Source organism: uncultured Sphingomonas sp. (genome assembly GCF_913774285.1).
Lineage (GTDB): Bacteria > Pseudomonadota > Alphaproteobacteria > Sphingomonadales > Sphingomonadaceae > Sphingomonas.
In genome coordinates this window covers 39,110-50,133 of record NZ_CAJYHX010000027.1, presented here as the reverse complement: position 1 = coordinate 50,133, position 11,024 = coordinate 39,110, and the positions used below count along the sequence as shown (strand labels likewise).

Genomic DNA, 11,024 nt, shown 5'->3' with positions numbered 1-11,024 from the left:
GCAGCAGGGTGAAGGCCGGGATCAGCAGCCAGAAGGACACGTTGTTCATGCGCGGGAACGCCATGTCGGGCGCGCCGATCATGATCGGCACGAACCAGTTGCCGAACCCGCCGATCATCGCGGGCATGACCATGAAGAAGACCATGATCAGGCCGTGCGCGGTGATCAGCACGTTCCAGAAGTGCATCGCCTCGTCGAACGTGCCTTCGCCGTGCAGCTTGGCGACCCACCAAGGCAGATACTGGATGCCCGGCTGCATCAGCTCGGCACGCATGATGCCCGAGATCGCACCGCCGATGATCCCGGCGAAGATCGCGAAGATTAGGTAGAGCGTGCCGATGTCCTTGTGGTTGGTCGACATGAACCACCGCGCGAAGAAGCTCGGCTTGTGATCGGCGTCATGCTCCGCGTGCGAGTGATCGTGCGCGGCGGTGTAGGGGAGCGCGGTATCGGTCATGGCTCAGTTGCCCGTGTTGCCGGCGCCGGCGGGGTTCGCGGTCGCAGGCTTGTTGGACGGTGCCGGAGTGGCGGTGGCGTCGACGGTGGGGGCCTTCTCCATCGCGCCGTTGGCGGTGGCGTCGGTCGCGTCATTGCCCATGGCGGTGGTGCTGGCCGGCTCGACCGCGGCGCCCGGCATGGTGCCGCCCTTCGAGGCGACCCACTGCGCGAACTTGGCGGGGCTCACCGCCTCGACCGCGATCGGCATATAGGCGTGGCGCGCGCCGCACAGTTCGGAGCATTGGCCGAAATAGACGCCTTCCTTCTGGATGACGAAGCTGGTCTCGTTCAGCCGTCCGGGGATCGCGTCGAGCTTGATCCAGAAGGCGGGCATTGCCCAGCTGTGGATCACGTCGGTCGCGGTGGTGACGAGGCGGATTGGCACGCCGACCGGCAGCACCACGCGCTGGTCGGTGGCGAGCAGGCGGGGGCCGTCGGCATCGGTGCGATAGCGCTGACCCTTGCCGACTTGCCCCTCTTCCTTGAGCATGTTGGCGGTCAGCTGGATGTTGCCGTTGTCCGGATATTCGTACGACCAGAACCACTGGTTGCCGATCGCCTTCAGCGTCACCGCGCCCTTGGGGGCCGGCTTGAACTGCGCGGCGAGCAGCTTGATCGAGGGAATCGCGATCGCCACCAGGATCAGCACCGGCGCCAGCGTCCAGACGATCTCGATCGCGGTATTGTGGCTGGTGCGCGACGGCGTCGGGTTCGCCGCGCGGCGGTAGCGGACGATCACCCATACCAGCAGCAGCAGCACGAAGATCGAGATGATCGTGATCAGCGGCAGCAGGATGGTGTTGTGGAACCAGTGCGCTTCCTGCCCGGTCGGCGTCACCTGCTGCTGGAGGTAATAGGCCTTGTCGACCGGCTCGCCGGTGCCGGGCACGGCCGTGTGCAGCGGCTTGCCCGCGGCATCGAGCGTCGGGTCGGCAACCTTGGGAGCGGGTGCGGCAGGCGCTGCAGCGGCGGCCGGCGACGCGGCAGGAGCCGGGGCGGCGGGTTGCGCCAGTCCCGGAGAAGCGAAGGCCAGCCCGGTGGCCAGCAGGATCGTCGGTACCAAGAAACTGCGCATAATGGTGTTGTCACCCCTCTCCAGGAACGCACAACCGGGGCATCCTAGCGGCCCTTTGTACCAAAGGTATAGCTGGGAAAAGGCCATGCTCAACCTTTTTCGCGTGCGGTTGCGGTAGCAGCCCCCGCCACTTAAAGGATCGAACCAGCACAGACTTCAGGAGCCCAGACATTGACCGGAGACGCCATCCTCGACGAATTTCGCGACGCAGGCGCGTTGCTTGAGGGGCATTTTATCCTGTCTTCGGGTTTGCGCTCTCCCGTATTTCTCCAGAAGATGCGCATCTTCGAGGATCCGGTCCGCACCGAGCGGGTGTGCGGCGCGCTCGGCAAGCTGATTCGCGAGACCTTCGGCGAGGTCGACATCGTCGTCTCCCCCGCGATCGGCGGGATCATCCCCGGCTATGAGACGGCGCGCGCGCTCGGCTGCAAGGCGGTGTTCGTCGAGCGCGAGGACGGCGAGTTCCAGCTGCGCCGCAGCTTCGAGATTCCCGAAGGCGCACGCGTGGTGATGGTGGAGGACATCGTGACCACCGGGCTCTCCTCGCGCGAGTGCATCGCCGCGATCCGCAAGCATCCCGGCACGCTGCTGGGTGCGGCGTGCATCGTCGATCGCTCGAACGGCAAGGCGGACGTGGGCGTGCCGCTGATTTCGCTGACCAAGCTCGACGTGCCGGCCTATCCGGCCGATCAGCTGCCCCCCGAGCTGGCGGCGATCCCGGCGATCAAGCCGGGGAGCCGGGCGATCACCGCATGACCGGCAAGCTGCGCCTCGGGGTCAATATCGACCATGTCGCGACCGTGCGGAACGCGCGCGGCAGCGGCTATCCCGATCCGGTGCGCGCGGCACTGCTCGCGGCGGAAGCGGGCGCGGACGGCATCACCGCGCATCTGCGCGAGGATCGCCGGCACATCACCGACGGCGACATCGCCCGGCTGGCGACCGAACTCACCGTGCCGCTCAACCTCGAAATGGCCGCGACCGAGGAGATGCTGGCGATCGCGATTCGGCATCGCCCGCACGCCGTGTGCATCGTGCCCGAAAAGCGCGAGGAGCGTACCACCGAGGGCGGGCTGGACGCAGCGGGCATGTTCGACCTGCTCGCACCGATGGTCGCCAAGCTGCGCGACAATGGCAGCCGCATCTCGCTGTTCATCGAACCCGAGGCCCGCCAGATCGACGCGGCGATCCGGCTCGGTGCGCCGGTCGTCGAGCTGCATACCGGCCGCTATGCCGAGCTGGAAGGCGACGATCTCGCGGTCGAGCTGAAGCGTCTGTCCGACGCGGCGGCGCTGGCGGCGCGCAACGGCATCGAGCCGCATGCCGGACATGGCCTCACCTTCGATAACGTGGTGCCGATCGCCGCGATCCCGCAGGTGATGGAGCTCAACATCGGTCATTTTCTGATCGGCGAGGCGATCTTCGACGGGCTCGGGCCCGTCGTGCAGCGGATGCGCGCGCTGATGGACTCGGCGCGGTGAGGCTTGCCCGCCTTCTCCCTCTCCCGCTTGCGGGAGAGGGTCGGGGTGAGGGTGAGTCGGGTTCACATCGGCCGGCCTGCTCGCTCGCCCCACACACCCTCACCCTTCCGCCGCCTGCGGCGGCTCCCTCCCTCTCCCGCAGGCGGGAGAGGGATCTGTGATCCTCGGTCTCGGCTCCGACCTGTGCAATATCGAGCGGATCCGCAATTCGCTCGATCGCTACGGCACCCGGTTCGAGCAGCGCGTGTTCACCGAGGTCGAGCTCGCCAAGGCCGCCAAGCGCCCGCACAATTACGCCCCGACGCTCGCCAAGCGCTTTGCGGCCAAGGAGGCATTTTCCAAGGCGGTCGGAACCGGGTTCAGCCGGGGCGTGTTCATGAAGGATATCGGCGTGGTTAATGCACCGTCTGGCGCACCCACGCTCGCGCTGACCGGCGGGGCCAAGGCGAGACTTGACGCCATGACGCCACCGGGACACGTGGCCAAGGTGCACCTGACGCTCACGGACGACATGCCCTGGGCGTTCGCGATGGTGATGATCGAGGCCGTGCCGGCGGAAAAGGATATGTGATGGGGGCGGACGAACTGGCGTTGAGCAGCAAGCGGAGCGAGCGACGCCAGAGCGCCACACGCCAGGGGACCGATTGGTGGGCCGAAGTGCGCGGCCTCGTCTGGCTGGTGCTGGGGGTGCTGGCCTTCCACAGCCTGATCGCCAAGCCCTTCTATATTCCGTCGGAATCGATGCTGCCGACGCTGCGGGTGGGCGATCAGCTGATCGTCAGCAAATATCCCTACGGCTATTCCTTCGTCACGCCGACCTTCCACCTGCTGCCGCCGATCCCCGGGCGCATCCTCGGCCGGCTGCCGGCGCGCGGCGACATCGTCATCGTCACGCCGCCGCAGCATAGCACCGATTATATCAAGCGGGTGATCGGCCTGCCCGGCGACACCATCGCGGTCCGTGACGGCATCGTCTGGCTGAACGGCAAGGTCGTCCCGCGCGAGCCGCTGGGCGAACGGCTGGTGCCGATCGACGGCAACACCCGCTGCGACCCCGATCCCGAGCGCGGCGGATCGATCTTCTACGACGGCCGCCGCGTCGTCCACCAGGGCAAGGCCTATTGCAGCCTGACGCTGTTCCGCGAGACGCTGCCGAACGGCGCCAGCTACGACGTCGCCGACCTGGGCGACTCCGCCGGCGACAATTTCCCGCCGACCGTCGTGCCCAAGGACCATGTGTTCCTGATGGGCGACAACCGCGACAACAGCGCCGACAGCCGCTTCAGCCTCGAACAGGGCGGGCTCGGCGGGCCGGTGCCGTGGGAAAATATCGGCGGGCGTGCCGAGTTCATCACTTTTTCGCGCGATGGCTCGTCGACATGGAACCCGCTGACGTGGTTCACGGGTTTCCGCGGGGATCGGTTCGGCATTTCGCTGCACCCTACCCACGAGGATAAATGAGCAACGATCCGCTGGAGTCCGCGCACGTCCGCGTCGTGCGCGAGCCGGGCCCGAACGAGTTTCGCGACCCCGCCACCCGCGCCGAGTTCAAGAAGGCGGCCGTCTGGCTGGGCATGGCCGTCGGCATCGCGCTGATCGTGTTGCTGATCCAGCCGCTGCTGATCATCTTCGCCGGTCTCGTCTTCGCCTCGATGCTCGATGGCGGCGCGCGGCTGCTCGGCAAGGTACTGCCGATCCCACGCGGCCTGCGCATCGGCCTAGTGCTGATCCTGGTCTTCGCGTTCTTCGGCCTCGTCTTCTACCGGACGGGCATGCAGATCTCGGAGCAGGCGGAGCAGCTGCGCACGACGCTGGAGGCGCAGGCCAACCGGGTAGCCCGCTGGGCTTCGGACATGGGGCTGATGCCCGGCCGGTCGGACATCAACGGCATGATCCGCGAGGCGCTGGGTTCGGTGGGCAAGCTGACCAGCGCCGTGGGCACCGCGATCGGCGCGGTGACCAGCATGATCATGATCCTGATCCTCGGCCTGTTCATCGCGCTGGAGCCGCGCATCTATGAGCGTGGTCTCCAATGGATGGTGCCGCTCGACCAGCGCCACGCCTTCGCCCACATGCTGGGCGGCATGGCGACGACGATGCGCCGGCTGCTCGCCGGGCGCCTGCTCGGCATGCTGTTCGAGGGTGTGCTGACCTGGATCTGCCTCAGCGTCGCGGGCGTGCCGATGGCGCTGCTGCTCGGCATCATCACCGGCGTGCTCGCCTTCATCCCCAATGTCGGCGCGATCATCTCGGGCGTGCTGATGGCGGCGGTGGGCTTCAGTGCGGGGCAGGAAACCGGCATCTGGGCGATCGTCATCTATTTCGCCGTGCAGAATTTCGACGGCTATGTCGTGATCCCGATGGTCGCCAAGCGCACCGTCGACCTGCCGCCGGCGCTGACGCTGTCCTCGCAGATCCTCTCGGGCACGCTGTTCGGCGTGCTCGGGCTGGCGCTCGCCGATCCGATGGTAGCGATGATCAAGGTGGCGCTGGAGAGCAACGCCCGGCTCAACGGCAAGAAGCCCAAAAGCGACGACGACTCCGAAAAGGACTGAGCCGATGCTCGTGCTGCACGACTATTTCCGCTCCTCGGCGGGGTATCGGGTGCGGATCGCGCTCGCCCTCAAGGGGGTGGAGCATGTGCGGCACGAGATTCCGCTGCTGGAGAACGCCCAGCGCAGCCCCGAACATCTCGCGCGCAACCCGCAGGGGCTGGTGCCGGCGCTGGAGGCGGACGGGCGCGTGTTCACCCAGAGCCTGGCGATCCTCGACTGGCTCGATGCGCGCTATCCCGAGCCGCGGCTCATTCCCGCCGACCCCGATGCGCGGGCCGATGCGCTGGCGCGGGCGATGGTGATCGGGATGGATATCCACCCGATCAACAATCTGCGGGTGATGCGGCATCTGGAGCATGGCGTCGGCGCCGATGCGGCGACCCGCTCGGCCTGGACGGCACACTGGATGACCGAGGGTTTTTCGGCGCTGGAGGCGATGGTGCGCAACTCGGGCGGCGACGGCCCGTTCCTCGGCGGTGCCGCACCCGACATCTCGGACTGTTTCCTGGTCCCGCAATTGTTCAACGCCCGGCGCTTCGCCGTGCCGCTGGATGCCTATCCTTTGCTGCGCCGCGCCGAAGCGGCTGCTATCTCCCATCCGGCGTTCGTCGCCGCCCATCCGGATACCGTCGCACCACATGCTTGAGAAACTGGGATGCGCGGTCGCGGCGCTGTGCGTGGCGGCGCCGGCCGCCGCGCAGGATCGTTCGCAGGACGAGATCGTCGTCACCGGCCGCGGGCTCGACGTGCCGCCGGGCGATGCCGCCTATGACGTGGTGACGATCGATCGCGCCCGCCTGGCCGATACCGCCAGCAACCGGATCGAGGACGTGCTGGCCGATGTGGCCGGCCTCGCCCAGTTCCGCCGCTCGACGTCAACCTCGGCGCATCCGACCAGCCAGGGCATCACGCTGCGCGGGCTGGGCGGCAATGCCTCGAGCCGCGCGCTGCTGCTGCTCGACGGCGTGCCGCAGACCGATCCGTTCGGCGGCTGGGTGCCGTTCCCGGCATATATGCCCGGCCGTCTCGCCGGTGTGCGTGTCACGCGGGGCGGCGGCAGCGGCTTTGCCGGGCCGGGCGCGCTGGCAGGTACGGTGGAGCTGGAGAGCGGCAGTCCCGCCGAGCTAGGCTTGCTGAACGTCGGCGCTTTCTACGGCAGCCGGAACAGTGTCGACGCGAATGCCGTCGCTGCGGTACCGGTAAGCAGCGGCTTCTTCACGGTGGCAGGGCAATATGGCCGCAGCGACGGCTTCGTGCCGATCGTGAGCCCCGGCCGCGTCGATCGTGCGGCGCCCTATGAGCAGGCGAGCGTCGCCGTGCGTGGCGTCACCGACGTCGGCGGCGGCACCGAGCTTCAGACCAACCTCTCGGGCTTCACCGACCAGCGCGACCGCGGCACCGCCTTTACCGATGTGCTGAGCAAGGGCGCGGATGCCAGCGTGCGCTTGGTCAAGCGCGGCAACGGGCAGAAGGGCGAATGGGGCTGGTCGGCGCTCGCCTATCTGCAGGTGCGGCAGTTCGAGAGCGGCTTCGCCAGCATCTCCGCCGCACGCGACACGGTGAGTCCGGTCGTGCAGCAGGAGGTCCCGGCAACCGGCATCGGCGGCCGGATCGAAGTCGCGCCGCCGGTGGGTGGGGGCGTCACGCTGCGACTGGGCGGCGATCTGCGTCGCGTGTCTGGCGAGACACGCGAACTCTATACCTTTGCCGGCACCAATCCGACGCGGCGGCGAATCGCAGGCGGTGCCAGCCTAACCACCGGCGGCTTCGCCAATGCCAGCTACACCGGCGGTGGCTGGACGCTCGATGCCGGCGGCCGCCTCGACCATTGGACGATCTACGAGGGCAGCCTGTTCGAGGCGCCCCTCGCCGCCGGCCCGGTGCTCACCGATTCGCGCTATGCCAACCGGCATGGCTGGGAGCCTACCGGCCGGCTGGGTGCCGCCTATTCGATGGGCCCGGTGACGCTGCGCGCGGCCGGCTATCGCGGGTGGCGCCTGCCGACGCTCAACGAGCTCTACAGGCCGTTCCGGGCGGGTGCCGACGCCACCGCCGCCAACCCCGGGCTTGACCCTGAGCGGCTATGGGGCGGGGAAGTGGGCGTGGACCTGCGGCCCGCGCCCGACTTCGTATTCCGTGCTACCGGCTATTGGAACCGGCTCGACGGCGCGATCGCCAATGTCACGCTGGCACGCGGGCCCGGAACCTTCCCGGGCGTTGGCTTCGTCTCGGCGGCCGGCGCCTATCGCCAGCGGCAGAATCTCGATGCCGTCGAGGCCAAGGGCATCGAACTGGACGGGAAATGGACGCTGGGTGCCTGGAGCCTAGCCGGGTCTTGGGCTTATGCCGACAGCCGCGTACACGCCTCGGGCGCGGCCGCGTCCCTAGACGGACTGCGCCCGGCGCAGACGCCGCGCTTCCAGGGATCAGCGACCCTCGCCTGGCGCACGGCGCTGGCCAATGCTTCGGTGACGGCGCGCTATGCTGGCGAACGGTTCGAGGACGACCAGAACAGCGCCCGGCTCGATTCGGCCTGGACCGTCGACGCGACACTCGGCGTGCCGGTCACCCGCGCGCTGCGGATCGAGGGACGTGCCGAGAATCTGTTCGATGAAGAGGTGCAGGCAGGGATCAGCGGCGGCAACGTGATCGAACGGGCGACGCCGCGCACGCTGTGGATCGGCCTGCGCTATGCGATGCGCTGACGGGCCAGCCGGCTGAACAGTGCGAGATAGTCGCCGACTGGATCACCCTCGTCCGCGCGCGGTGCGGGGCGGGGGCGGCCAGGAGCGATCCAATGGTCGAGCGCCGCCGCCAGCGCATCCCCGTCCTCGCGCGGGACGACGGTGCCGAGCACCGGCGAGTCGATGAGTTCGCGCACCGCCACGCTCGCCTCGGTTGCGACCACCGGCGTGCCTTGCGACAGCGCCTCGCGCACGACGCCGGGTACGCCCTCATAGTCCGAGGTCAGCGCCGCCACGGTTGCGTGCTTCAGTGCCGGCAGCGGATCGCTGACATGGCCCGGCATCGTCACCCGGTCCGCGAGGCCGAGCCGCGCCACCTGCGCCTCCAGCGGCGCACGGGCGCTGCCTTCGCCGAGCAGCAGCAGCCGGATTTTCGGATCCGAGAGCCGCGGCAGCGCGTCGATCAGTCGATCCCAGCGCTTCTGCGACTCCAGCCGGCCGACGCCGACGATGTAGCGGCCTTGCGGCAATGCGATGGGCGCGGCATCGACGATGCGTTCGGCCGGCGGGTTGGCGATCACGCTCACCCGATCGGCGGGCAAGGCCATTTCCGTCATCGCCTCGCGCGCCATTGCCGGGGTCATCGCCACGACGTGATCGAGGAAAGAGGGGTGCCAGCGCAGCCAGCGATGATAGCCCCACGCGACCATCCGCCACATTTCGGGTCGCACCAGCGCGTTCGACACCTTGGCGATGATCGGCGGGCAGTCGCGCCCGAGCCGCAGGCGGATCATTGCCGCGGCGGCGGTGTAATAGTTGCCCGGGCAGAACACCACGTCGGGATCGACCTTTCGGACCACGCGCGGCAGCTGCATCAGAATCGGATAATGCGGGCTGCCCAGCTCGATGAGCTCGATGTCGGCGGGCAGCTCGGCCGCCAGCGGGCCTTCGCACGCGCCAAGCACCAGCGTTACCCGATGTCCCCGTTCGAGCCATCCCGCCGCCATGCGCAGCAGCGCGCGTTCAACGCCGCCGCCCTGCAGAGTCTCTGCGAACGCCAGAATATGGAGTGGCGTGGAGGGGGGAGAGCGGTACAGCATCTACTTGCGGTTTGCCTTTCTAAAGCCCAAATCGCTGCCGGAATAAACCGCAATGTCTTGGGAAAGCCTAGCGTCGCGCGACGCGACCCGGATGGGGGAAACGTCGAAACGCGGGAAGTGAGTGAATGTTTCGGTCTTGTCGGTGGCGCTTTTGAACGGTTTGAACAGGCAGGCTGGGGAGGCTTCGGTGAACACGCACATGGCCGAAGCGGCGATCCCGGCTGCACCCGATCTTGCAGGGCTCGAGCCCGTCGAGAAGATCAAGCGTCGCTGGCCGATGTGGCTCGGCGCGGGTCTCACCCTGCTGATGGTGGCGGGGCTGGCGCGCGAGCTGTTCGGCGGCGGGCTGGCCGGGCTGGCGCGGGCGATGCCCACCAACCCGCTCTTCTACCTCGTCTTCGTGCTCTATTATCTCGGCTCGCCGACGTTCGACTATATCATCTTCCGCAAGCTGTGGCGGATCCCGATCGATGGGATGATCGCGCTGCACAAGAAGCGGATCGCGAACGAAGTGCTGCTCGGCTATTCGGGCGAGGCCTATTTCTATGCCTGGGCACGCCAGCGCACCCAGATGGTCGCGGCGCCGTTCGGCGCGGTGAAGGACGTGACGATCCTCTCCGCGATCGCGGGCAATGCGATGACGCTCGCGGTGGTGGCGATGGCGCTGCCCTTCGGCATCGACCTGCTGAAACCCGCCGAGTTCAACACGCTGATGGGTTCGATCGCGGTGATCTTCGCGATGTCGCTACCCTTCCTGATCTTTTCCAAGCGCGTCTTCTCGCTGCCCCGCGGCGAGCTGTGGTGGGTGTTCGGCATCCATTGCGTGCGCATCATCACCAGCTCGGTACTGATCGCCTTCGCCTGGCATTTCGCGATGCCGCAGGTTTCGATCGGCATCTGGCTGCTGCTCTCCGCCGGGCGTCTGCTTGCCTGGCGCCTGCCACTGGTGCCCAACAAGGAACTGCTGTTCGCCAGCTTCGCGATCATGATCATCGGCCAGGGCGAGGCGTTGTCCGAGCTGATGGCGCTGATCGCCGGCCTCTCGCTGGTCGCGCACATGATCCTGATCGCGGGCTTCGGCCTACACGCATTGCTTACGAGGAAATCCGCATGAAGCGCACCCTCCTTCTGGCTGCGACGCTGCTTGCTGCTGCCACCGCGCAGCCGGCGCTTGCGCAGACGCTGGGCGAGGACGCCGGTGCCTGCACCAGCGGCCGCGGCCCGGCCATCCAAGCCGAGATCACCGGCCTCAAGGACCGCACCGGCCGCCTCAAGCTGGAGCTGTATCCGGCGACCGAGGAGGATTTCCTCAAGGACGACCGCGACCTGATCAAGGAAGGCAAGACCTTCCGCCGCATCTGGGCGAACACGCCGCCTTCCGGCGCGGTGATCCTGTGCATCCGCGTACCAGGGCCGGGCGAATATGCGGTGCTGTTCACCCATGATCGCGACGGCAAGAACAAGTTCAACTTCTGGTCCGACGGTGCCGGCTTCCCGTCGAACCAGCGCCTGGGGCGCAGTCGTCCCAAATTGCGTCAGGCGATGGTCCGCGTCGGGAACGGAGTGACTACGGTGAACATTCGGGCGCAGTATCTGCGCGGCCTGGGAGGGTTCAGCCCGCTAGATTGAGG

The 11,024-nt window shown here is 67.7% G+C and carries 13 protein-coding genes; 9 read left to right on the top strand and 4 right to left on the bottom strand.

The features are described from left to right. Together QZ670_RS14150 and coxB are read right to left on the bottom strand one after the other, a co-directional pair. Positions 1-457: cbb3-type cytochrome c oxidase subunit I (locus tag QZ670_RS14150; RefSeq protein WP_294256526.1), on the bottom strand; the 457-nt coding region annotated here is incomplete at its 3' end. A gap of 3 nt (positions 458-460) precedes the next feature. Beyond that, positions 461-1,573, bottom strand: coding sequence for a cytochrome c oxidase subunit II (gene coxB / locus QZ670_RS14145; RefSeq protein ID WP_294256524.1), 1,113 nt, complete (start codon positions 1,571-1,573; stop codon positions 461-463). Between the two features lie 171 nt (positions 1,574-1,744). Here coxB and pyrE point away from each other — a divergent pair, with 171 nt between their 5' ends. The 7 genes from pyrE (at position 1,745) to QZ670_RS14110 (ending at position 8,314) form a co-directional block, all read left to right on the top strand. After that, positions 1,745-2,329, top strand: coding sequence for an orotate phosphoribosyltransferase (gene pyrE / locus QZ670_RS14140; protein ID WP_294256523.1), 585 nt, complete (start codon positions 1,745-1,747; stop codon positions 2,327-2,329). Further along, positions 2,326-3,054, top strand: a complete 729-nt coding sequence (locus QZ670_RS14135; RefSeq protein ID WP_294256521.1) for a pyridoxine 5'-phosphate synthase — start codon at positions 2,326-2,328, stop codon at positions 3,052-3,054. Before pyrE ends, QZ670_RS14135 begins: the two co-directional genes overlap by 4 nt. Before the next feature lie 157 nt (positions 3,055-3,211). Beyond that, positions 3,212-3,625, top strand: coding sequence for a holo-ACP synthase (gene acpS, locus QZ670_RS14130; RefSeq protein ID WP_294256519.1), 414 nt, complete (start codon positions 3,212-3,214; stop codon positions 3,623-3,625). After that, positions 3,625-4,515, top strand: a complete 891-nt coding sequence (gene lepB, locus QZ670_RS14125; RefSeq protein WP_294256516.1) for a signal peptidase I — start codon at positions 3,625-3,627, stop codon at positions 4,513-4,515. The genes acpS and lepB overlap by 1 nt, the downstream gene beginning before the upstream one ends. Further along, positions 4,512-5,609 (top strand): AI-2E family transporter, encoded by a 1,098-nt coding sequence (locus tag QZ670_RS14120; RefSeq protein WP_294256513.1) that lies wholly within the window; start codon positions 4,512-4,514, stop codon positions 5,607-5,609. Before lepB ends, QZ670_RS14120 begins: the two co-directional genes overlap by 4 nt. Positions 5,610-5,613: 4 nt before the next feature. Then, on the top strand, positions 5,614-6,255 hold the full coding sequence (maiA, locus tag QZ670_RS14115) for a maleylacetoacetate isomerase (RefSeq protein WP_294256511.1): 642 nt from the start codon (positions 5,614-5,616) through the stop codon (positions 6,253-6,255). Next, positions 6,248-8,314 carry a TonB-dependent receptor gene (locus QZ670_RS14110; protein WP_294256509.1) on the top strand — a complete coding sequence of 689 codons (2,067 nt, stop codon included), beginning with the start codon at positions 6,248-6,250 and terminating at the stop codon, positions 8,312-8,314. Before maiA ends, QZ670_RS14110 begins: the two co-directional genes overlap by 8 nt. On the opposite strand, the gene QZ670_RS14105 is transcribed toward QZ670_RS14110, so the two are convergent. Continuing rightward, positions 8,299-9,393 carry a glycosyltransferase gene (locus QZ670_RS14105; RefSeq protein ID WP_294256508.1) on the bottom strand — a complete coding sequence of 365 codons (1,095 nt, stop codon included), beginning with the start codon at positions 9,391-9,393 and terminating at the stop codon, positions 8,299-8,301. The genes QZ670_RS14110 and QZ670_RS14105 overlap by 16 nt on opposite strands. Beyond that, positions 9,394-9,594, bottom strand: coding sequence for a hypothetical protein (locus tag QZ670_RS14100; protein WP_294256506.1), 201 nt, complete (start codon positions 9,592-9,594; stop codon positions 9,394-9,396). Between QZ670_RS14100 and QZ670_RS14095 the strand changes: the two genes are divergently transcribed. Together QZ670_RS14095 and QZ670_RS14090 are read left to right on the top strand one after the other, a co-directional pair. Then, entirely contained in the window at positions 9,581-10,507 is a 927-nt protein-coding gene (locus QZ670_RS14095; protein WP_294256504.1) for a hypothetical protein, read from the top strand. The genes QZ670_RS14100 and QZ670_RS14095 overlap by 14 nt on opposite strands. Beyond that, on the top strand, positions 10,504-11,022 hold the full coding sequence (locus QZ670_RS14090) for a DUF2141 domain-containing protein (RefSeq protein WP_294256502.1): 519 nt from the start codon (positions 10,504-10,506) through the stop codon (positions 11,020-11,022). Before QZ670_RS14095 ends, QZ670_RS14090 begins: the two co-directional genes overlap by 4 nt. Positions 11,023-11,024 lie beyond the last annotated feature (2 nt).